We start from the raw sequence: 20,537 nt of genomic DNA on the forward strand, positions 1-20,537 counted from the left end.
ACACCCTCGGTGCGGGGCGGCCCTTCCTCGGTGTCTCTGGGTTGTGCCGTGGCGGTTTTGGGGGCGGCGCCCGGCTTTGATCTGATGCGCTGGTGCTGCTTTTTTTTGGCGTTCCTGATCGCCAATCCAGCGATCAATCCAGCCATCAATCCAGCGCCTTCTGCCTGCGCATGGTGGTGAAAAGAACGGCCAGGCTGGCGGCGGCGCCGGCCACGCCCAGGGCGGCGAAGAGGGGGATGCCCCACAGGCGCGGGCCCATGGTCAGCAGGCCGGGGGCCAGGCCCAGGATGAAGGCGCCAGAGACCACGGCCAGGGCCAGGCGGGTGGCGGCGCGTTCCAGGGCCTGGGAGAGGCGGTCGATGTGGCGTATGTCCAGGTCGGCCTGCAGCCGGCCCGAGCGCAGTCTTTGCATCACCAGCCGCAGGGTGTGCGGCGCGTCGTCGGCCAGGTCCATCCATTGCGCCATGGCGGCGCGGCGCTGGCGCGCCAGGCTGCGCAGGGAGTAGCGCTGCAGCAGCTGGGCCTTGACCAGGGGCGTGGCCGTCTGCACCACGTCGAATTGCGGGTCCAGCTGCAGCAGCACCTGGTCGGCCGTGATCAGGGCCTTGAGCAGCAGCGCCATGTCGGCGGGCAGGGCCACGCCGGTTTCGCGGGCCAGGGCCATGAAGTCCTGCAGGGCGCGGGACATCACCAGGCGGCCGTTGCTGGCGCCGGGGCCATGGCGGGTCACGAAGCGGTCCACGGCAGCCTCGATGCGCGCGGCCGAGGGCGGGGCGCGGCCGGGCATTTCGCTTTCGGCCGCCCAATCCAGCAGCACGCCCGAGAGGCTGCGGCCCTGGCCCTCGACCAGGGCGCGCATCAGGCCCAGCACCTGGCGGCGGCGCTGGGGAGACAGCCGCCCGACCATGCCGAAGTCGATGAAGCCGACGCGGTTGCCGGGCAGGGCCAGCAGGTTGCCCGGGTGCGGGTCGGCGTGGAACAGGCCGTCGCGCAGCACCATCTGCAAAAACGCGCAGGCGCCACGGCGCGCCAGCAGCGGGCCGTCCAGCGCGGGGTCCGCGCCCACGGCCGAGGCTTGCACGCCCGGCACGAAGTCCTGCACCAGCAGGCGCGGCCCGCTCAATGCCCAGTGGATGGCCGGCACGACAATCTCGGGCTGGGCCGCGAAGTGCCGTGCCACGGCGTCGCCGTTGTGGGCTTCGACGGTGAAATCCAGTTCCTCGCGCAGCGCCTGTCCCAACTGGCGCGTGACCTCGCGCGGGCGGTAGCGTGCCAGCTGCGGCCATTGTTCCTGGGCCAGCAGCGCCAGGTGCTCGAGCAGGCGCAGGTCGGCCTCGATCTGGGGGCGCAGGCCGGGGCGCTGGACCTTGACCACGACTTCGATGTCGGCAGCGCGGGCCGCAGGGGGGCTGTCGCTGCCGCTGCCGTCCTCCCGGCCTTCCCGGTCATCCCGGTCATCCCGGTCATCCCGGTCATCCCGGTCTTCGGCCGCAGGCAGCCGCGCGCGGTACACCTGGGCCATGGAGGCCGAGGCCAGCGGCACGGGATCGAAATGCGTGAACACCTGCTCCACGGGCAGGCCCAGCGACTGCTCGATCAACGGCTGGGCCGTCTCCCAGGGCAGCGGGGCGGCGTGGCTGTGCAGTTGCTGCAGCGCGGCCGTCCATTCGGGCGCGAGCAGGTCCGAGCGCGTGGCCATGATCTGGCCCAGCTTGACGAAGCTGGGGCCCAGGTGTTCGAGGGCCATGCGCAGGCGCTCGGGGCGGCTGGCATCCAGCGGATGCTCGGGATGGGGCTGGCTGCCGCGCGGCGCGAAGCGGGCCAGGCCCAGCGTGTCGACCAGGTCGGCCAGCCCGAAGCGCAGCAGCACGCCGACGATTTCCTGCAGCCGGGCACGGTCGCGCACGGCGACCACGGCGGTTTGCAGCATGGGCATCTCCTGTCGGTGGTGGCAATGCGGTCCATTGTGCCGATGCGCCAGACGCCATTGCGCAGGAATCGCCCGCCTCCGGGGCGGGGCTCAGGCCAGCCGCTGCACCTGTACCGCGCAGTCGTAGAAGCTGGGCGCGCGGCCCAGGTCGGTCAGGCGCTGGTGGGTGAGCTCGTTGACATTGGTGCCGTTGTCGCCGTGCTTGCGCCACCAGATGCCCAGGCCGTTGACCACGCCACGGCGCGCGCGGCCGTTGAGGGTTGCGTGGCATTCGTAGCTGCCCCGGTCGTTGAAGACGCGCACGCGGTCGCCCTCGGCCACGCCGCGCGTGGCGGCGTCGTCGGGGTGCAGCTCCACCAGCGGGCGGCCTTCCATGGTGCGCAGGCTCTTGACGTTGACGAAGCTGCTGTTGAGAAAGTTGCGTGCCGGCGGCGAGATCATGGCCAGCGGGTAGCGCGCATCCGTTTCGGCGGTTTCGTAGTTGGGCAGGTAGTCGGGCAGCGGGTCCATGCCGCGCCGCGCCAGCTCGGCGCTGGTGAATTCGCAGCGGCCCGAGGGCGTGGGAAAGCCGCCCTCGGCAAAGGGGGCCTCGGGCAGGGCCAGGGTGGCAAAGCCCTTGTCCAGCAGCTCGTCGAAGTCCACGCCGCGGCCCTCGAAGGCTTCGCGGCACAGTTGCTCGTCTCCCGTCTGGAAATGGGCAGCGGCAAAGGCGTCGTCATGCCGCGCCATGTGCGCGGCCAGGTCGCGGAAGATCTGGCCGTTGCTGCGCGCCTGGCCCAGCGGCGCGATGGCGGGGCGGTTGAGCAGCACGTCGGTATGCCCGTAGCTGCCGTGGATGTCCCAGTGCTCGATCTGCGTGGTGGCCGGCAGCACGTAGTCGGCCAGGTCGGCCGTGTCGGTCATGAACTGCTCCAGCACCACGGTGAACAGGTTCTCGCGCGCAAAGCCGGCCACGACCTTGGCCGATTCGGGCGCCACGGCCACGGGATTGCTGTTGTAGACCACGATGGCGTCCACGCGCGGGCCGAAGCCGTTGCCGCCTTCGTGCAGCAAGGCGTCGCCGATGGTGCTCATGTTGATGGTGCGCGGGCGGCGCTCGCCCAGCAGGTGCGGCATCTGCAGTCGGGCGCGCTGCGCGGGCAGGGCGCCCGAGGCGGACAGCAGCAGGCCGCCGGCACGGTGGCGCCAGGCGCCCACCAGGGCCGGCAGGCAGGCGATGGCGCGCACGGCATTGCCGCCGCCGCGCGCGCGCTGCACGCCGTAGTTCAGCCGGATGGCGGCGGGCGTGGTGGTGCCGTAGTCGCGCGCCAGCTGGCGGATCTGCTCCACGGGCAGGCCGCAGACCTGGGCCGCGCGCTCGGGCGGCCACTGCAGGGCGCGGGCCTTGAGTTCCTCCCAGCCCAGCGTGTGGCGCGCGATGTAGTCATGGTCCAGCCAGCCGTGCGTGATCAGCTCGTGCATCAGGGCCAGTGCCAGGGCGGCATCGGTGCCGGGCAGCAGCTGCAGGTGCTCGTGGCATTTGTCGGCGGTCTCGGTCTTGCGCGGGTCTATGCACACCAGGCGTGCGCCGTTGCGCTTGGCCTCCAGCGCATAGCGCCAGAAATGCAGGCTGCTGCCGATGCTGTTGCTGCCCCAGATGAGGATGAGCCGGCTTTCGGTGAAATGCTCCACGCGCATGCCCAGCTTGCCGCCATAGGTCAGGTTCAGGGCCTCGCCCCCGGCGCTGGAGCAGATGGTGCGGTCCAGCAGCGAGGCGCCGAGCTGGTGGAAGAAGCGCCGGTCCATGCTCTCGCCCTGCACCAGGCCCATGGTGCCTGCGTAGCTGTAGGGCAGGATGGTTTCGGGATCGCGCGCCGCCAGCGCGTGCAGCCGGGCGGCGATGTCGGCCAGCGCCTCGTCCCAGCCCACGGGCTCGAACTGCCCGGAACCCTTGGGTCCCACGCGGCGCAGCGGGGTGAGCACACGCTCGGGGTGGTAGCTGCGCTCGGTGTATTTGCTGACCTTGGCGCAGAGCACGCCGCCCGTGTGCGGATGGTCGGGGTTGCCCTGGACTCTTTTGGCGATGCCGTCTTCGACTGTGGTCACCAGCGAGCAGGTATCGGGGCAGTCATGGGGGCAGGCGCCCAGGACCTGTGAGGTGGCCTGGAGTGGGGGCGTGGCGGAGGACATGGTGGCAGCGGTCTCGGACAGGGTGGGGACTTTGCGAAAGAACCGTGAAAGCCGGAAAAACAGGAAAAGGCCGTCACGGGCAAGGGGCGGTGCCGGTCTTGCATGCCGCAATCGCCGCTTGTCTTTATTATGCGGACCCTTGCAGCCGGCTGCACGCAGCAACGGCGCCGATTCCAGTGACAAAAACAGGCAAGTTCATGCTCCGACCCAAGACGGCGTTCAGCCGCAGACAGTTCATCGCAGCCAGCACGGCGGCTGCCGCCACCTGGACCGGCGCAGTGCGCGCCCAGGACGCGGGAGGCACCATCGTGCTGGGCCAGTCCTGCCCGATGACGGGCCCCGCGGCACAGATCGGCCAGCCCTTCCATGAAGGCGCCAAGCTGTACTTCGAACAGCTCAACGCGCAGGGGGGCATTGCCCGGCGCAACATCGAACTGCGCGTGATGGACGACGGCTACGAGCCCGAGCGCTGCGCGGCCAATACCCAGCGCTTCCTGTCCGACGACGTGTTCGCGCTGTTCGGCTACGTGGGCACCTCCACCAGCATGGCCGCGCTGCCGCTGCTGCAAAAGGCGCGCGTGCCCCTGTTCGCGCCGCTGACGGGCGCCGACGCGCTGCGCCAGCCCCAGCTGGCCCAACTGGTCTTCAACGTGCGCGCCTCCTATGCCGACGAGACGGCGCTGATGGTGCGGCACCTCACGGGCCTGGGCCTGAAGAAGGTGGCCGTGCTGCACCAGAACGATGCCTATGGCGAATCGGGCCTGGCCGGCGTCAAGGCGGCGCTGGCCGCCAAGGGGCTGGAACCCGTGGGCGCGGCCACGGTGGAGCGCAACTCGAACAATGTGGCGGCGGCCGTCAAGACGCTGGTGCCGCTGGGCGCCGATGTGATCGTGCAGATCGTCACCTACTCGGCCAGCGCGGCCTTTGTGCGCGCCGCGCGCCAGGCGGGCTTTGGCGGGCAGTTCTACAACGTCTCCTTCGTCGGCTCGCAGGCACTGGCGCAGACGCTGGGCAAGGATGCCGAAGGGGTGGTCGTCACCCAGGTCGTGCCCTCGCCCTTCCAGACCTCGCGCCAGATCACGCGCGATTTCCTGGCGGCCATCCAGAAGGGCGGCGGCAAGCTGACGCCCAACTACTCCAGCATGGAAGGCTATCTGGCGGCACGCGTGTTCGCCGATGCGCTGCGCCAGGCCTCGGCCTCGGGCAAGCCCACGCGCGACGGCCTGGTGGCCGCGCTCGACGCCATGCACGGCCAGCAGGTGGCCGGCTTCCCGCTGGCCTTCAAGCCGCAATCGGCCAAGCCGCGCTTCGTGGAGTTGTCCATGCTGACCGGCGACGGCAAGGTCCGGGTGTAGGCTTGCAGCTCTAGAAGGAGAACCCCATGGCCTTGCTGCAGGAACTGCTGGACAGCGCACCCGAGATCACCGCGCTGCGCCGCGACATACATGCCCATCCCGAACTGTGTTTCGAGGAGATCCGCACTGCCGACCTCGTGGCCCGGCAATTGGAGGGATGGGGCATCGCCGTGCACCGCGGCCTGGGCCGCACGGGCGTGGTGGGCACCATCCACGGCCGTGACGGCGGCGCCAGCGGCCGCGCCGTCGGCCTGCGCGCCGACATGGACGCCCTGCCCATGCAGGAGTTCAACACCTTCGAGCACGCCAGCCGCCACGCCGGAAAAATGCATGCCTGCGGGCATGACGGCCATGTCGCCATGCTGCTGGCCGCCGCGCAGTACCTGGCCGCGCACCGCGACAGCTTCGAGGGCACGGTGCACCTGATCTTCCAGCCGGCCGAAGAGGGCGGCGGCGGCGCGCGCGAGATGGTCGAGGACGGCCTGTTCACCCAGTTCCCCATGCAGGCCGTGTTCGGCATGCACAACTGGCCGGGCATGAAGGCCGGCACCATGGCCGTGGGCCCGGGCCCGGCCATGGCGTCCAGCAACGAGTTCCGCATCGTCGTGCGCGGCAAGGGCGGCCACGCGGCCATGCCGCACATGGTGATCGACCCGCTGCCCGTGGCGGCCCAGCTCATCCTGGGCCTGCAGACCATCGTCAGCCGCAACGTCAAGCCCATCGAGGCGGGCGTGGTCTCGGTGACCATGGTCCACGCGGGCGAGGCCACGAACGTGGTGCCCGACAGCGTGGAGCTGCAGGGCACGGTGCGCACCTTCACGCTGGAGGTGCTGGACCTGATCGAGCGGCGCATGAAGGCCCTGGCCGAGAGCATCTGTGCGGCGCATGACACGCGCTGCGAGTTCGAGTTCGTGCGCAACTACCCGCCCACCATCAACTCCGCGCCCGAGGCCGAGTTCGCGCGCCGCGTCATGGCCGAGGTCGTGGGCGAGGCCAATGTGCTGCCCCAGGAGCCCTCGATGGGCGCCGAGGACTTCGCCTTCATGCTGCTGGAAAAGCCCGGCGCATACTGCTTCATCGCCAATGGCGACGGCGACCACCGCGCCATCGGCCACGGCGGCGGTCCCTGCACGCTGCACAACCCCAGCTACGACTTCAACGACCAGCTGATTCCGCAGGGCGCCACGTTCTGGGTGAAGCTGGCCCAGCGCTGGCTGAGCGAGCCCACGCGCTGAGGCCCTTGCGGGGTCCGGCCGACACCGGCATGTCACACACCGCACCTAGCATGCGGTCCCTGTGACCTCCATCGAATCCTCCACGGCCGCCGCGCAGGGCGTGGCCGTCCAAGCCCGGCAGCTCAAGCGCATCCACGGCGAGCGCGCCGTGCTCCAGGACATCAGCCTGCAGATCGCCCCCGGCGAGGTGCTGGCCCTGCTGGGTCCTTCGGGCTGCGGCAAGACCACCCTGCTCAAGATCCTGGCCGGGCTGGAGCAGCCCAGCCGCGGCGAAGTCTGGATGGGCGGGCAGTGCTTGGCCAGCGCCTCGCAGTCCCTGCCGCCCGAGCGGCGCGACCTGGGCCTGGTGCCCCAGGACCATGCGCTCTGGCCCCATATGAGCCTGCAGGCCAACGTGGCCTTCGCGCTGGAAATGCGCGGCCTGCCTCGCGCGCAGATCCACGAGCGGGTGCAGCAGACCCTGGGCCTGGTCGGGCTGCAGGGCATGGGCGAGCGTCTTCCCGGCAGCCTGTCGGGCGGCCAGCAGCAGCGCGCGGCGCTGGCCTGTGCCGTGGTGGAGCGCCCGCGCCTGGTGCTGCTGGACGAACCCCTGTCCGGCCTCGACTGCAACCTGCGCGAGCGCCTGTGCGAGGAAATCCCCTGGCTGCTGCGCAGCCTGGGTTGTACGGCCGTCTATGCGACCCAGGACCGCCAGCAGGCCTTCGCCGTCGCCGACCGCGTGGTCGTGATGGAGCACGGCCGCATCCTGCAACCGGGCAGCGCCCGGGGCCAGGCGCCGGCCCCCGCGCCTTGCGGGGCCGACCGATGGCCCATGGCCGGGCACCTGTGCAGCGCAGCGTAGGAGGGGCGTAGCCGGTCTCGGTTCGGATGACGATGAAAAAAGCACGGTCGTTCTAAATTCCTGCATTTTTGGCTACACTGTGCCGCTACACGAACCGCCCACCAGGAGACCCGCCATGTCCGATCTGAACGCCGCCTTCGAGGCCGCCGTCAAGAACTCCACCTCGATCAGCGAGCGCCCCGACAACGCCACGCTGCTCAAGCTCTACGCGCTGTACAAGCAGGCCACCGAAGGCGACAACGAGGCCAAGAAGCCCAGCTTCACCGACATGGTCGGCCGCGCCAAGTGGGACGCCTGGGAAAAGCTCAAGGACACCTCGGCTGACGACGCCAAGCAGCAGTACATCGACCTGATCGAATCGCTGCGCTGATCAACACCACCACCGATCGCAGACACAGACAAGGCCCCGGACTCCGGGGCCTTGTCGTTTCCGGCCAGGCCACACCACACTATGTCAAAGAGTGGAGCGCTGGAAACTGGCGCGGCCCAACTCAGGGACGCCGAGCAAGAGCCGCCTCGCGGCGGGGGCGCCCAGCCGAAGGCGTCTTCCCCCTCCGCGAAGCGAGAAGGGGGAAGCGGCGCAGCCGCTCAGGGGGATCAATATTTGTTCGAGAAGTTCGCGCTGATGCGCTGGCGCAGGTACTCCGCGCCCGTGATGGGCGGGTACTTCTTTTGCGGGCCCTCGATCACCGCGTCCTCGTTGGCCTGGCAGAAGAAGGCCAGGCTGTAGCGCGCGCCCTGGTATTCATGGGGCAGGGGATTGCGCACGCGGTGGAAGTTGCTGGGCAGCTGGTCGTCGCTCCAGCGCGTGAGCATGTCGCCGATGTTGCAGGTGATCACGCCCTCCACGGGGTCCACGGGCGTCCATTGCTGGCCCTCCATCTCCTTGCCCGGCAGCACCTGCAGGCCGCCCTGGCCCGCGCGCTGGAACAGCAGGGTCAGGCAGTCGAAGTCGGTGTGGGCGCCTGCGCGCCACAGGCCCAGCTCATCCTTGAGCGCGGGATCGACCGCGAAGTAATGCAGCATGCGCAGCGTGCTCTGGTAGGCGGGCACCGAAGGGTCGTGGGCGCGCGTGAAGAAATCCGCATCAAAGCCCAGCTTGTGCGCAAAGCACGACAGCAGCTGCGTGCCCACCTGCCAGCACTGGCGCTCAAAGTCCAGCGTGGCCTGCTGAAAGCCCGGCAGCTCCTGCTGCGTGGGCCACAGGCCGGCCATGCGCGGGCGCGTCACCTGGTAGGACTCCTTCTGGTCGGGCGTGCGCGTGGAAGGCCGGATCTGCGCCTTGTGCTCCCAGCCCGCATTGCGCGACAGCGGCCACTGCGCCTTCACCTCGCGCGGCAGCGCGAACAACTGCTCGGCACGCCCGAAGGCCGCATCGATATCGGGCTGGGGAATACCGTGGCCCGACACCTGGAAGAAGCCGATCTCCACCGAGGCCTGCCAGATCGCATCGGCGATCTCGGCCTTGCGGCGGTCGAAGTCGGAGATGTCGATCACCCGCACCTCCCGTGCGCGCGTCTCCTGCCCCTGGCCGCCCATGCGGGCCTCCTTGGCGAGTTCACCCAGCGCGTAATCTGACGCCGGTGCCGAAGGCAGGGTGGAGTTGGCAAGCATGTTCATGGTCTGTTTCCTTTGCCGCAAAGGCAGTGGCAAGGCACGCGGCGGCCGGCGCAAAAAAACACCGGTCCCGCCCGTCGCTCTTGAAGTGGCTGACAGGGCACAGGTCGCAGCCACGCCGCTCCCGCACCCGCTTCAAGAGCAATGACCCGCGCCGGCACAGGCCGGCAAGCTGAACGCTTCTACTCTTGCCAACCACCCAAGCAAACAGCGCGCCAGCCCGCGAAGGCCGGTTCATGGCCGCCTGCGTTCCATCGTGGTGCAAGAGGGCCGGGCAGCTTGGTGCACGCGCCGCATCGGAACCGTCTGGCACCAATCTGATGCATGCCCGCCGCGTCGAAAACCGGCGCGGCCCAGCCCAGTGACGCCGAGGAAGGGCCGCCCCGCACCGAGGGTGTCGTCCCCCTCCCGCGCAGCGAGAGAGGGGGAAGGCGCGAAGCGACTCAGGGGGTGGTACGCACTTTGCATACAAGCATCACTGAGTAGAAGCGTTCAGCACGCGCCCAGTGCGCGTTGCCCGGAAATTGCTCATGTCACGCCAGCCGCCCGGCCCCATGCCAGCGGCCGGTCCCCATGTTGATAGCGACTGAGAGTTCCACCATGCAACGCCGCCATTTCCTTGCCGCCGCCGCCCTTCCCGCTGCCAGTGCCGTGATGCCCGGTGCCTTCGCCCATGGCAAGGCGCTGACACCGCTGAAGTTCACGCTGGACTTTCGCGTGACCTCGCAGACCGCGCCCTTTTTCGTGGCGCTGCAAAAGGGCTACTACCGCGACGAGGGGCTGGACGTGAGCATCGACGTGGGCTCGGGCTCGGTGGCATCCATCACGCGGGTGGCCAGCGGCGCCTACCAGTTGGGCCTGGGCGACATCAGCTCGCTGATCGAGTTCCAGGCGCAGAACGCGGGCGCGGCGCGCGTGCAGGCCGTCTACCAGTACTACAACCGCGCGCCGTTCGCCATCATCGGCCGCAAGGACCGGGGCATCACGGGCGAGTTCGCCAGCCTCAAGGGCAAGAAGGTGGCCGCCGCCGCCGTGGAGTCCACCCGCCGCGTCTGGCCCCTGGTCGCGCAGCGCCAGAACCTGCCGGCCGACCTGTTCGCCTGGACCACGACGGAGTTCTCGGCGCGCGACAACGTGGTGGTGCGCGGCGATGTGGATGCGGCCACCTATTTCCATGACTCGGCCGTGTCGCTGTTCGCACGCATCAAGCCCGAGGAGCTGTCGGTGCTGCGCTACACCGATGCGGGCGTGCAGCTGTACGGCAATGCCATCCTGGCTTCCAGCGCGCTGGTGGCCGAGCAGCCGGCGCTGGTGGCGGGATTCCTGCGCGCCAGCAACCGCGCCCTCATCGAATGCCTGGCCCAGCCTGCGCTGGCCGTGGCCGCCGTGCGCCAGCGCGAGCCCATCCTGGATGAAAAGCTGGAACTGGCGCGCTGGGCCATCACCTCGCAATACCTGGCCGCGCCCGATACGCAGCGCCACGGCTTGGGCGACATCGACCCGCAGCTGCTGGCCCGACAGGCCGAGCAGGTCAGCCAGGCCTTCGGCCTGAAGGCACCCGTGTCGGCCGACGCGCTGTTCAACCGCAGCCTGCTGCCGCCGCTGGCCGCGCGCATGGCCAAGGCCTGAGGGAGTGCACATGGACCACGCCACCGTTTCACTGCCCCTTGAGGCCTCGCTCGACGAGCGCGACGGCCTGTACCTGCGCCGCGCCATTGCCATGGCCGACCGCGCGCGCCAGCGCGGCAACCGCCCTTTCGGCGCACTCATCGTGGCCGCCGATGGCCGCGTGCTGGCCGAGGCCTCCAACGCCAACGGCGAGAGCGGCGACTGCACGGCCCATGCCGAGCTGTCGGCCATCCGCCTGGCCAGCCCCCTGCATGACCGCGAGGCGCTGTCCGCAGCCACCTTGTATTCATCGGCCGAGCCCTGCGTGATGTGCGCGGGCGCCATCTTCTGGTCGGCCATAGGCCGCGTGGTCTACGGCATCGACGCGGTGCGCCTGCGCGAATTCCGCGGCGAGCGCCTGGACCAGAAGGATGCCGAGCTGTCCTGCCGCGATGTGTTCGCCGCCTCGTCCCACGCCATCGAATGCATAGGCCCGGCGCTGATCGGCGAGGCCGCCGCTTCGCACCAGGGCGCCTGGAAAAGCTGATCCGGCCCCGTTCCGTCCCCACCGTTTCTTTTGACCATCAGAGAGGAAGCCCACCATGCAAAAACGACTGTTCCTGCACACCGTCCTGGCCCTGTCCGCCAGCGCGGGCCTGGCAACGGCCCATACACAGGCCCACGCGGCCACGCCGCTGAAGTTCCAGCTGGACTGGCGCTTCGAGGGGCCGGCCGCCTTCTTCCTGCAGCCGGTGGCCAAGGGCTACTTCAAGGACGCGGGCCTGGATGTCACGGTCGATGCCGGCAGCGGCTCGGGCGGCGTGGTGCAGCGCGTGGCCTCGGGCGCCTATGACCTGGGCTTTGCCGACATCGCGGCGCTGATGGAGTTCCAGGCCAACAACCCGGACATGCCCAACAAGCCCGTGGCCGTGATGATGGTCTACAACAACACGCCGGCCTCGGTGATGGCGCTCAAGAAAAGCGGCATCGCCAAGACGGCCGACCTCACCGGCAAGAAGCTGGGCGCGCCCGTGTTCGATGCGGGCCGCCGCGCCTTCCCGCTGTTCGCCAAGGCCAACCAGGTCGGCACCGTGCAGTGGACGGCCATGGACCCGCCGCTGCGCGAGACCATGCTGGTGCGCGGCGATGTGGATGCCATCACGGGCTTCACCTTCACCTCGCTGCTGAACCTGGAGGCGCGCGGCATCAAGGCCGCCGACGTGGTGGTCATGCCCTATGCGGACTTCGGCGTGAAGCTGTACGGCAACGCCATCATCGCCAGCCCGAAGCTGATCAAGGAGAACCCGGCCGCCATCAAGGCCTTCCTGCAGGCCTTCGCCAAGGGGGCCAAGGAAGTCATCGCCAACCCGGGCGCGGCCATTGCCTACGTGAAGGAGCGCGACGGCATCGTCAACACCCAGCTGGAGACGCGCCGCCTGCAGCTGGCCATCGACACCGTGGTCAACAGCGCCGACGCGCGTGCCGAAGGCTTTGGCCAGGTCGTGCCCACGCGGCTGTCGCTGATGGCGTCGCAGGTCTCCGATGTCTACGCCACCAAGACGCGCGTGAACCCGGCCGAGGTCTGGAACGGCAGCTTCCTGCCGTCTGCGGCCGAGCTGAACATCCTGCCCAAGAAGTGACGACAAAGTGATTGACACCGTGCGCGTGCGCCAGCGGGTGGCGCGCACGGCCCTTGCCTGCTGCCTGACATGAATTCCTCCACATCCCACGGCGATGACGACGCCTTCTTCGTCGAGTTCCGCGACGTCTGGCTTGCCTACAACGAGGAACTGCTGCGCGCCAACCACTTCGCGGTCGAGGCCATCGACCTGCAGGTGCGGCGCGGCGAGTTCATCGCCATCGTCGGCCCCTCGGGCTGCGGCAAGTCCACCTTCATGAAGCTGACCACGGGGCTGAAGATGCCCTCCATGGGCCGTGTCATGGTCAACGGCGAGCGCGTGACCGGGCCGCTGAAGATCTCGGGCATGGCCTTCCAGGCGCCGTCGCTGCTGCCTTGGCGCACCACGGTGGACAACGTGCTGCTGCCGCTGGAGATCGTGGAGCCGCACCGCTCGCTGTTCCGCCAAAAGCGCAAGGAGTACGAGGCGCGTGCGCGCGCCCTGCTGCAGAAGGTGGGCCTGGGCGGCTACGAGGACAAGTACCCCTGGCAGCTGTCGGGCGGCATGCAGCAGCGCGCCAGCATCTGCCGTGCGCTGATCCACGAGCCCCAGATGCTGCTGCTGGACGAGCCCTTCGGCGCGCTGGACGCCTTCACGCGCGAGGAGCTGTGGTGCGTGCTGCGCGACCTGCAGGCCGAGCAGCGCTTCAACGTCATCCTGGTCACGCACGACCTGCGCGAGAGCGTCTTCCTGGCCGACACCGTGTACGTGATGAGCAAGAGCCCGGGCCGCTTCGTGGTGCGCCGCGACATCGAGCTGCCGCGCCCGCGCGAGCTGGAGCTGACCTACACGCGCGAATTCACCGACATCGTGCACGAGCTGCGCGGCCACATCGGCGCCATGCGCAAGACCGGCGCGGCCATCCAACAATAGAACGGGGGAGATTCACATGCACAAGAAATACGCGGAACGCTGGGCGCCCTGGGTGCTGCTGCTGGCGGTCATCCTGCTGTGGCAGGTCATCTGCTCGGCCTTCGAGGTCTCGGAATTCATCTTCCCCAGCCCCTGGGCCATCGGCCGGCAGCTGGCCGAGTTCAGCGGCATCATCGCCGCCCACGCCTGGCGCACCTACTGGGTGACCATGGCGGGCTTTGGCATCGCCATCGTGGTGGGCGTGCTGCTGGGCTTTCTGATCGGCTCCTCGCGCCTGGCCTATGCGGCGTTCTATCCGCTGATGACGGCCTTCAACGCGCTGCCCAAGGCGGCCTTCGTGCCCATCCTGGTGGTCTGGTTCGGCATCGGCGCGGGGCCGGCCATCCTCACGGCCTTCCTGATCAGCTTCTTTCCCATCATGGTCAACATCGCCACCGGCCTGGCCACGCTGGAGCCCGAACTGGAGGATGTGCTGCGCGTGCTGGGCGCCCGGCGCTGGGACGTGCTCATCAAGGTCGGCCTGCCGCGCTCCATGCCCTACTTCTACGGCTCGCTGAAGGTGGCGATCACCCTGGCCTTCGTGGGCACCACGGTCAGCGAGATGACGGCGGCCAACGAAGGCATCGGCTACCTGCTGGTGTCGGCCGGCTCGTCCATGCAGATGGGCCTGGCCTTTGCCGGCCTCATCGTGGTGGGCGCCATGGCCATGGTGATGTACGAGCTGTTCAGCGCCATCGAAAAGCGCACCACCGGCTGGGCCCGGCGTGGCTCGCAGGGTGAGTGAGAATCCGGCCATGATGCCCGCACCCACGACGACACCGTCCATGACGCCCGTGACGCCCATGAAGCCCCTCTCCGACGAACAGGCGGCCCGCCAGCTGCGGCGCGCAGGCGCCGTGGCCGAGCGGGCCATGGCCATGGGCCGCCATCCCTTTGGCGCGCTGCTGCTGGCGCCCGATGGCGAGACCGTGCTGGCCGAGCAGGGCAACATCGACACGGTGAACCATGCGGAGTCCACGCTGGCGCGCACGGCCGCCGCCAACTATCCGGGCGCCTACCTGGCGCAGTGCACCCTGGTCACCACCTTCGAGCCCTGCGCCATGTGCGCCGGAACCATCTACTGGGCCGGCATAGGCCGCGTGCTCTACGGCGCCGAGGAAACGGCGCTGCTGGCGCTGACGGGCGACCATCCCGAAAATCCCACGCTGTCCCTGCCTTGCCGCGAGGTCTTCGCGCGCGGGCAGCGCAGCGTGCAGGTCGTGGGGCCCGTGCCTGCGCTGCAGGAGGAGATGCTGGCGCCGCACCGGGGCTTCTGGCAACAGGGCTGAGCCGCCTGCGCGGGCGGCTCAACTGCGGCAGCCGGCCAGCGCGTCCAGGGGCTTCTGGTAGGTGGGGCTGGTCACGTCCAGCAGGCCCAGGGTGGTGTGGTAGAGGTTGTCGTGCGACAGCGGCGCGTCCAGCTGGCCGCGCACGCAGCGCTCGGACACGCCGGTGCGCTCGCCCAGGTTGCCCAGCCAGGCAATCATGGGAATGTGCTTTTGCTCGTCGGGCGCCATGGCGTAGGGCATGCCGTGCAGGTAGATGCCCATCTCGCCCAGCGACTCGCCATGGTCCGACATGTAGACCATGCCGGTCTGGTAGCGCGACTGCTGGCTTGCCAGCCAGTCGATGGTCTGCGACAGGAAATGGTCGTTGTAGCGGATGGAGTTGTCGTAGACATTGACCACCTGCTCGCGCGTGCAGCTGGACAGCGCGTTGGTCAGGCATTCGGGCTGGAAGACCTTGGTCTCGGGCGTGGAGCGCTTGTAGTAGGCCGGGCCGTGGCTGCCCATCTCGTGCATGACCAGCACCACGCCGCGCTCGCGGCGCTCGCGCGGCAGGGCGGCGATGCGTTCGTCGATGCCGCTGAGCAGGATGCCGTCCAGGCATTCGCCGTCGCTGGAGCACAGGGCCTTGCCGTCGGGCGTGTTCAGGCGGTCAGCCGTGCTGGCGTTGGGAATGCGTTCGCACACGCCCTTGCAGCCAGCCTGGTTGTCCACCCACAGCACGGCCAGGCCGGCGTTGTACAGCACGTCCACCAGGTTGTCGTAGTCCACCTTGCTCTTGTAGAAGCCCGTGCGGCCCAGGTGCGAGAACATGCAGGGCACGGATTCGCGCGTGCTGGTGCCGCAGGAGGTCACGTTGCTCCAGTTGAGCACCTTGCGCCTGGCCAGCTCGGGCGTGGTGTCGCGGGCATAGCCGTTCAGGCCCCAGTTGGCGGCGCGCGCCGTCTCGCCCACCACGATGACGAACAGCGGCGGCTTGCGCTCGGCCGCATAGGTGGCCCCCAGCGTGGCGCCGGCCGCAATGCTGGCAAACGGGCGCTTGGGCCGCAGGATGGGCTTGAGCACCGCGTCCAGCGAGGCCAGCACCGGGCTGACCGGATTGAGCATGTGGCGCATCCACAGGTTGTTGCGGACCACGGGCGCCAGCTCGCGGTACGAGACAAAGACCGAGGCCGCCAGCAGCAGCACCGAGGCGGCCAGCAGCGCCAGTGTGCGCAGCACGGTCTGCATGCCGCGGCGCGGGCGGATGACGCGCAGCCGCAGCAGCCAGGCCGTGGGCAGTCCGGCCACCAGCAGCAGCTGCAGCAGCAGCTGGGGGTTGAACAGGTCGCTGCTCTCGCGCAGGTCGGTCTGCAGGATGTTGTTGATCATGCCGCCGTCCATCACCGTGCCGTAGGCGGTCATGAAGTACTGGGCCGCGCCGGCAATCCAGGGCAGGGCAATCCACAGCGGCTTCATGCCGCGCGGCCAGGCCGTCAGCGACAGCAGCAGCAGCAGGCCGCCCAGGCCCAGGGGCAGCAGCCGCAGCACCAGGGCGGCCAGGCTGCCGTCATAGCCTTCCAGGTGGGGCAGGCGCCGCCACAGCGCCCAGTTGGCGGTGGCCAGCAGCCACAGCGCCAGCACCAGGGCCACGGCCTGGGGCGAGCGCGGTGCGGTCCAGGCCGTGCGCAGCCGTGCCGCGAGGCTGGCGGGGGCCGCCTGGGCAGGCTGGGCAGAAGATGGGGCCGGGGCTTGGCCGGTGCCGGAGGAGCCGGCAAAGGGGGGGCGGGCGAGCAGGCGTTCTGACATGGCCGCGAGCGTAGAATTCGCAGCTTAAGAACATCTGAACCCCGCGTTCAGACTCCGTTCAGCTTGAACCCCTGCCGCCCCCCCCCTTGCGCCACGCTTGTTCAGTCCGTATCCGGTGCGCATCCTGATGTGCGAAGGCCCAACCTCCCATGCGAATCCTGCTGGTCGAAGACGATGAGGCCCTGGCCCAGGCGGTGGGCAGCTATCTGCGCTCCAAGGCCTTTCTGATCGACAGCGTGCCTTCTCTGGCCCAGGCGCGCGCCTGCCTGGCCGGTGCCAGCTACGCGGCCGTGCTGCTGGACCTGCACCTGGCCGACGGTGACGGCCTGGCGCTCATGCCCACGCTGCGCCGGCTGGCGCAGCCTCCCGTCACCATCGTGCTGACGGCCCGCGACCAGGTCAGCGATCGCATCCGCGGGCTGGATGCGGGGGCCGACGACTATCTGGTCAAGCCCTACGACCCCGAGGAACTGCTGGCCCGCCTGCGCGCCGTGAGCCGGCGCGGCGGCGGCATGCAGGCCGGGCAGGACGCCGTGCTGCGCATGGGCACGCTGGAGATCGACCTGGCCCGTGAAATGGTGCGCGACGCCGGCCGCACCCTGCTGCTCACGCCCAAGGAATGGGCGCTGCTGCGCGTGCTCACGGCCCAGCCGCAGCGTGTGCACGCGCGCGAGCATCTGCTCGATGCGCTCTACGGCTTCGATGCCGAGGCCGACAGCAACACGCTGGAAGTGTTCATCAGCCGGCTGCGCCGCAAGCTCGGGCGCGACCGCATCCTGACCGTGCGCGGCACCGGCTACCGCCTGGCCCTCGAGCATGGATGAGCCGCAGCGCTACAGCCTGGCGCTGCCGCCCCGTCTGGCCGACCAGCTGGCCCGCGAGCTGACACTGGCCCTGGCCGCCGTCTGGCTGGCCTGCGTGCTGGCGCTGGCCTGGTATGTCAGCCACATCGTGCACCACAACTTCGACCAGGAAATGATCGACAGCGGCCACCGCCTGCTGGAGGTGGCCGTGCACCAGCTGGAACAGGAAGACCACTCGCGCGAGGGCGTGCAGCGCCCGCATGTGGCCTCGCAGCCGGGCGACGAGGCCGAGGATCTGGTCTACCAGCTGCAGGACGGCCGCGGCAACGTGCTGCTGCGCACCCAGGCCGCCCCCGTGGCGGCCTTTGCCGTGCCCATGCGCGAGGGCTTCTACGAGCGCGAGGGCTGGCGCATCTATGTGGTGGCCCATCCCCGGCAGCCGCTGTTCCTGATGCTGGCCGATCCCATGGTCGAGCGCAGCGAGGCGCTGCAGCGGGCGCTGCTGGCGCTGGGCTCGGTGATGCTGGTCATGCTCGCCCTCATGGGCTGGGCGCTGCGCGTGACCGCGCGGCGGCGCCTGCGCGTGCTGCGCGACATGCAGCTGCAGCTGAGCGAGCGCGGCGGCTCCAACCTGGAGCCGCTGGACCTGGACGCCATGCCGCGCGAGCTGTGGCGGCTGGGCCGGGGCATCAACCACCTGATGCAGCGCCTGTCGCATGCGCTGCAGGTGGAGCGCTCCATGGCAGCCAATGCGGCCCACGAGCTGCGCACGCCGCTGGCCGTGGCCACGCTGCGCCTGCAGACGGCCCTGGACAGGGGCGTGGACAACACCGATGTACGCGCGGCCTATGAGGCGCTGGAGCGGCTGCGCCAGCGCACGGAAAAGCTGCTGCAGCTGTCGCGCGCGGCCTCGGGCTCGGCGCTGGCGCAGGACGAGGTGCGGCTGGACGCGCTGGCCAGCATGGTGGCCTCCGAGTTCTGGCAGCAGGACGAATCCACCCAGCTGCGGCTGGATGTGGTGCTGCCCGAGCAGCCCTGCGGGCCGGTGGCGGGCGATGTGGACACGCTGGCCATTGCCTTGCGCAACCTGGTGGAGAACGCGCTGCGCTACAGCGATGGCTCGGAGGTGCTGCTCGAAGTCTGCGACAGCCACACCGTCCAGGTGCGCGACGAGGGGCCGGGCATGGATGCGGCGGCGCTGAGCACCGCGCGCGAGCGCCATGTGCGCCATGTGGACGACCTGCGCCTGCCCCAGGGCACCGTGCGGGAGCTGGCGTCGCCGGGCTACGGCCTGGGCCTGTCCATCGTGTCCATGATCGTGGCCCAGCATGGCGGCAGCCTGGAGCTGCAGTCGCCGCTGCCCGGCAGTTCCAACGGCCTGCTGGCCCGCATTCAGTTGCCGGGATGCGACCCGTCCGTGGATACCGACGCACGGTCCTGATCCGGGGCGCAGGCAGGCGGCAGGGGCGCATCGGCGGGCATGAGCCCGCACAGCCTTGTGTTGCGCTGCAAGGCAGGCAGGGCGGCCAGTTTCTCTACCTCGGCATAGAAACGCTGCCAGCCCTGGGCGGCCTCGCCGCCGGCATGGGCCGGCGCCTGGGTCTGCGCCTTTTTCCACAGCGCGGTGAAGGCAGGCACCCAGTCGTCGTAGGCGGCCAGCGCGCCAAAGCTGGCGTTGTTGGCATCGGCCACCCACTGGTCCAGCCGCGCCTGGTTGCGGTCGTAGAGCTGGCGCTGTGCATCGGTGGTCAGCAGAGCGGCATCGGCGCTGCGCCATTGCGCGCGCAGCGCGGCGTAGTCGCTGCGGAACTGCTGGTAGATCTGCGCCTTGGCCTGCGGCATGGCGGGGCCGCGCTGCTGCGGGTCCTGGTAGAGCTGCTGCAGCGCCTGGCGCGTGTGGCCGGTCAGTGCCCGCCACTGCGCGCGCCGCAGCTGGCCTGCATCCCAGCGTGCGCGGGCGGCGGGGCCGGCCTCGGTGGCCAGCCACAGCGGCGTGCCCAGGCGCTCCACGGTGGTGGCAAAGGATTCGTTGAAGGCGGTATCGCCGGCCACGTAGACCACCTGGTGGGCCAGCTCATGGAACAGCAGGCCGGCGAACTCGCCCTCGCCCCAGCCCACGAAGGTGTTGAGCAGCGGATCGCCCCCCAGCCAGTTCAGGTAGCCCAGCGTGGAATAGGCGGGCACGCCGTAGCTGCCGGACTCCAGGCCCTGGTCGGCCAGCAGCCGGGCCTGGGCCACGGCGTCTGCCTCGGAAAAGTAGCCCCGGTAGCCCACGCAGCCGGCCACGGGAAAGCACCAGCGGTGCAGCTCCAGGCTGTCGGGCGGCGCGGCCACCACGTTCCACACGGCAAAGGGCCGCTGCAGATCGGCGTAGCGGCGGTAGCTGGCGTTGTCGGGCAGGCCCAGCCGTTGCACGGCGAAGCTGCGCATGCGCTGGGCCGCAAGCAGGCGCTCGCGCAGCGCGGGTGCCAGGTTGTCGTCCTGCAGCCAGTCGTCAATGGGGCGGCTGGCCTGCAGCAGGTGTATCTGGCCGCGCAGGCTCTGCCAGTAATAGCCCAGGCCGTCGCCGCCGGCCCCCGTGCTGGCACAGCCGCCCAGCAGCAGGCCTATGCCCGCCAAAATCGCGGGCAGGCCGCGCCTGACTACACTCAAGCCTTCACGCACCCTTGGCCCCCTTGCTGCTTTCATGGACTTCTTCACGCTGGCGATCATTGTCTTCATCGCAATCTACCTTCTCAAGACGCAGGAGCAGCGCCGGCATACCCTGCTGCTGGCCCAGTATCTGGGGCGTTTCCAGATAGAGAAGCTGATGGGCGGCCTGATCGAAGGCTATCTGCGCGCCCTGGGCGAGAACGACGAGCAGCGCCGCGCCCAGATCTGGACCGTGCTGGACAACACCGAAACCAGCCTGGTCGAGCAGTTCCAGCGCTTTGCCAAGGAAATGGCCTCGGCCGATCCGCAGCTCACGCGCGTGAGCACGCTGCCCGTGGCGCTGCCTTATCTGGACCGGCTGTTCCCGTCGTCCGGCTTCGATCTGCGCGAAGCCATGCAGCTGCATGCGCGCGGCATTGCCTCCGTGCGCGTGGCCGACAGCGCCACCGAGGAAGAACGCCGTGCGCGCGCCTTCATGATGACGGCCGAGCTGTTGCTCATGCAGTACACCTGTCATTGGTTTTGCAAATCGCGCGCCGTGGCATCCCTGCGGCTGGTCGCACGGCACAAGACGCCCTTCGAGCAAGTGCTTGCTTCGGTGAGTGACCAGACACGGCGCGACTACAGGCAGCTGATCGCCTGATCGCCCCCTCTGTGGCGGG

18 protein-coding genes are annotated in these 20,537 nt (G+C 69.4%); 13 read left to right on the top strand and 5 right to left on the bottom strand.

The genetic code is table 11. The features are described from left to right. Positions 1–145 precede the first annotated feature (145 nt). Entirely contained in the window at positions 146–1,930 is a 1,785-nt protein-coding gene (locus ACF8ML_RS24305) for an ABC1 kinase family protein (protein WP_392408201.1), read from the bottom strand. A gap of 90 nt (positions 1,931–2,020) precedes the next feature. Beyond that, positions 2,021–4,099 (bottom strand): molybdopterin-dependent oxidoreductase, encoded by a 2,079-nt coding sequence (locus ACF8ML_RS24310; protein ID WP_154835921.1) that lies wholly within the window; start codon positions 4,097–4,099, stop codon positions 2,021–2,023. Positions 4,100–4,296: 197 nt separating this feature from the next. On the opposite strand from ACF8ML_RS24310, the gene ACF8ML_RS24315 reads away from it, so the two are divergent. The 4 genes from ACF8ML_RS24315 to ACF8ML_RS24330 all read left to right on the top strand — a co-directional run bounded on the left by ACF8ML_RS24315 (position 4,297) and on the right by ACF8ML_RS24330 (position 7,900). Then, positions 4,297–5,454, top strand: coding sequence for an ABC transporter substrate-binding protein (locus tag ACF8ML_RS24315; RefSeq protein ID WP_016446617.1), 1,158 nt, complete (start codon positions 4,297–4,299; stop codon positions 5,452–5,454). A 26-nt stretch (positions 5,455–5,480) separates the two neighbouring features. Beyond that, positions 5,481–6,689 (top strand): M20 aminoacylase family protein, encoded by a 1,209-nt coding sequence (locus ACF8ML_RS24320; RefSeq protein ID WP_016451935.1) that lies wholly within the window; start codon positions 5,481–5,483, stop codon positions 6,687–6,689. Positions 6,690–6,750: 61 nt separating this feature from the next. Beyond that, positions 6,751–7,530, top strand: coding sequence for an ABC transporter ATP-binding protein (locus ACF8ML_RS24325; RefSeq protein WP_392408202.1), 780 nt, complete (start codon positions 6,751–6,753; stop codon positions 7,528–7,530). A gap of 115 nt (positions 7,531–7,645) precedes the next feature. Continuing rightward, positions 7,646–7,900, top strand: coding sequence for an acyl-CoA-binding protein (locus ACF8ML_RS24330; protein ID WP_012203065.1), 255 nt, complete (start codon positions 7,646–7,648; stop codon positions 7,898–7,900). A gap of 227 nt (positions 7,901–8,127) precedes the next feature. Here the strand turns inward: ACF8ML_RS24330 and ACF8ML_RS24335 are convergent, their stop codons facing one another. Continuing rightward, on the bottom strand, positions 8,128–9,150 hold the full coding sequence (locus ACF8ML_RS24335) for an isopenicillin N synthase family dioxygenase (protein ID WP_392408203.1): 1,023 nt from the start codon (positions 9,148–9,150) through the stop codon (positions 8,128–8,130). A gap of 597 nt (positions 9,151–9,747) precedes the next feature. On the opposite strand from ACF8ML_RS24335, the gene ACF8ML_RS24340 reads away from it, so the two are divergent. From ACF8ML_RS24340 to ACF8ML_RS24365, 6 genes are all read left to right on the top strand, one after another. Further along, the gene (locus tag ACF8ML_RS24340; RefSeq protein ID WP_392408204.1) at positions 9,748–10,776 is read left to right on the top strand and encodes an ABC transporter substrate-binding protein; all 1,029 of its coding nucleotides are present in this window, start codon (positions 9,748–9,750) and stop codon (positions 10,774–10,776) included. Between the two features lie 10 nt (positions 10,777–10,786). Continuing rightward, the gene (locus ACF8ML_RS24345; RefSeq protein ID WP_012203068.1) at positions 10,787–11,302 is read left to right on the top strand and encodes a nucleoside deaminase; all 516 of its coding nucleotides are present in this window, start codon (positions 10,787–10,789) and stop codon (positions 11,300–11,302) included. Between the two features lie 55 nt (positions 11,303–11,357). Beyond that, entirely contained in the window at positions 11,358–12,395 is a 1,038-nt protein-coding gene (locus ACF8ML_RS24350) for an ABC transporter substrate-binding protein (RefSeq protein WP_043825805.1), read from the top strand. A gap of 69 nt (positions 12,396–12,464) precedes the next feature. Then, complete coding sequence (locus ACF8ML_RS24355) at positions 12,465–13,307, top strand: ABC transporter ATP-binding protein (protein WP_012203070.1); 843 nt, start codon at positions 12,465–12,467, stop codon at positions 13,305–13,307. Positions 13,308–13,323: 16 nt separating this feature from the next. After that, the gene (locus ACF8ML_RS24360; RefSeq protein WP_012203071.1) at positions 13,324–14,091 is read left to right on the top strand and encodes an ABC transporter permease; all 768 of its coding nucleotides are present in this window, start codon (positions 13,324–13,326) and stop codon (positions 14,089–14,091) included. Between the two features lie 10 nt (positions 14,092–14,101). Beyond that, on the top strand, positions 14,102–14,635 hold the full coding sequence (locus ACF8ML_RS24365) for a nucleoside deaminase (RefSeq protein ID WP_392408207.1): 534 nt from the start codon (positions 14,102–14,104) through the stop codon (positions 14,633–14,635). An 18-nt stretch (positions 14,636–14,653) separates the two neighbouring features. On the opposite strand, the gene ACF8ML_RS24370 is transcribed toward ACF8ML_RS24365, so the two are convergent. Further along, positions 14,654–16,420: a phosphoethanolamine transferase gene (locus ACF8ML_RS24370; protein ID WP_392408208.1), complete on the bottom strand. Its 1,767-nt coding sequence runs from the start codon at positions 16,418–16,420 to the stop codon at positions 14,654–14,656. Between the two features lie 149 nt (positions 16,421–16,569). On the opposite strand from ACF8ML_RS24370, the gene ACF8ML_RS24375 reads away from it, so the two are divergent. Next, positions 16,570–17,244, top strand: a complete 675-nt coding sequence (locus ACF8ML_RS24375; protein ID WP_016446608.1) for a response regulator transcription factor — start codon at positions 16,570–16,572, stop codon at positions 17,242–17,244. Next, positions 17,237–18,664 (top strand): ATP-binding protein, encoded by a 1,428-nt coding sequence (locus ACF8ML_RS24380; RefSeq protein WP_392408209.1) that lies wholly within the window; start codon positions 17,237–17,239, stop codon positions 18,662–18,664. Before ACF8ML_RS24375 ends, ACF8ML_RS24380 begins: the two co-directional genes overlap by 8 nt. On the opposite strand, the gene ACF8ML_RS24385 is transcribed toward ACF8ML_RS24380, so the two are convergent. Beyond that, positions 18,616–19,887 (bottom strand): aminopeptidase, encoded by a 1,272-nt coding sequence (locus ACF8ML_RS24385; RefSeq protein ID WP_392408348.1) that lies wholly within the window; start codon positions 19,885–19,887, stop codon positions 18,616–18,618. The two genes, ACF8ML_RS24380 and ACF8ML_RS24385, sit on opposite strands and share 49 nt — an antisense overlap. A 22-nt stretch (positions 19,888–19,909) precedes the next feature. Here ACF8ML_RS24385 and ACF8ML_RS24390 point away from each other — a divergent pair, with 22 nt between their 5' ends. After that, positions 19,910–20,518: a hypothetical protein gene (locus ACF8ML_RS24390; protein WP_016446605.1), complete on the top strand. Its 609-nt coding sequence runs from the start codon at positions 19,910–19,912 to the stop codon at positions 20,516–20,518. The last annotated feature ends 19 nt before the right edge of the window (positions 20,519–20,537 follow it).

The sequence above is a fragment of the Delftia sp. WSY_10 genome (assembly GCF_043104705.1).
Lineage (GTDB): Bacteria > Pseudomonadota > Gammaproteobacteria > Burkholderiales > Burkholderiaceae_C > Comamonas > Comamonas tsuruhatensis.

Excerpts from the sequence above, each read along its gene's own strand:
- ACF8ML_RS24345 (WP_012203068.1), top strand. The coding sequence starts at position 10,787 with ATGGACCACGCCACCGTTTCACTGCCCCTTGAGGCCTCGCTCGACGAG.
- ACF8ML_RS24370 (WP_392408208.1), bottom strand. The coding sequence starts at position 16,420 with ATGTCAGAACGCCTGCTCGCCCGCCCCCCCTTTGCCGGCTCCTCCGGC.
- ACF8ML_RS24365 (WP_392408207.1), top strand. The coding sequence starts at position 14,102 with ATGATGCCCGCACCCACGACGACACCGTCCATGACGCCCGTGACGCCC.
- ACF8ML_RS24330 (WP_012203065.1), top strand. The coding sequence starts at position 7,646 with ATGTCCGATCTGAACGCCGCCTTCGAGGCCGCCGTCAAGAACTCCACC.
- ACF8ML_RS24380 (WP_392408209.1), top strand. The coding sequence starts at position 17,237 with ATGGATGAGCCGCAGCGCTACAGCCTGGCGCTGCCGCCCCGTCTGGCC.
- ACF8ML_RS24390 (WP_016446605.1), top strand. The coding sequence starts at position 19,910 with ATGGACTTCTTCACGCTGGCGATCATTGTCTTCATCGCAATCTACCTT.
- ACF8ML_RS24355 (WP_012203070.1), top strand. The coding sequence starts at position 12,465 with ATGAATTCCTCCACATCCCACGGCGATGACGACGCCTTCTTCGTCGAG.
- ACF8ML_RS24360 (WP_012203071.1), top strand. The coding sequence starts at position 13,324 with ATGCACAAGAAATACGCGGAACGCTGGGCGCCCTGGGTGCTGCTGCTG.
- ACF8ML_RS24320 (WP_016451935.1), top strand. The coding sequence starts at position 5,481 with ATGGCCTTGCTGCAGGAACTGCTGGACAGCGCACCCGAGATCACCGCG.
- ACF8ML_RS24350 (WP_043825805.1), top strand. The coding sequence starts at position 11,358 with ATGCAAAAACGACTGTTCCTGCACACCGTCCTGGCCCTGTCCGCCAGC.
- ACF8ML_RS24305 (WP_392408201.1), bottom strand. The coding sequence starts at position 1,930 with ATGCTGCAAACCGCCGTGGTCGCCGTGCGCGACCGTGCCCGGCTGCAG.
- ACF8ML_RS24375 (WP_016446608.1), top strand. The coding sequence starts at position 16,570 with ATGCGAATCCTGCTGGTCGAAGACGATGAGGCCCTGGCCCAGGCGGTG.
- ACF8ML_RS24310 (WP_154835921.1), bottom strand. The coding sequence starts at position 4,099 with ATGTCCTCCGCCACGCCCCCACTCCAGGCCACCTCACAGGTCCTGGGC.
- ACF8ML_RS24335 (WP_392408203.1), bottom strand. The coding sequence starts at position 9,150 with ATGAACATGCTTGCCAACTCCACCCTGCCTTCGGCACCGGCGTCAGAT.
- ACF8ML_RS24340 (WP_392408204.1), top strand. The coding sequence starts at position 9,748 with ATGCAACGCCGCCATTTCCTTGCCGCCGCCGCCCTTCCCGCTGCCAGT.
- ACF8ML_RS24315 (WP_016446617.1), top strand. The coding sequence starts at position 4,297 with ATGCTCCGACCCAAGACGGCGTTCAGCCGCAGACAGTTCATCGCAGCC.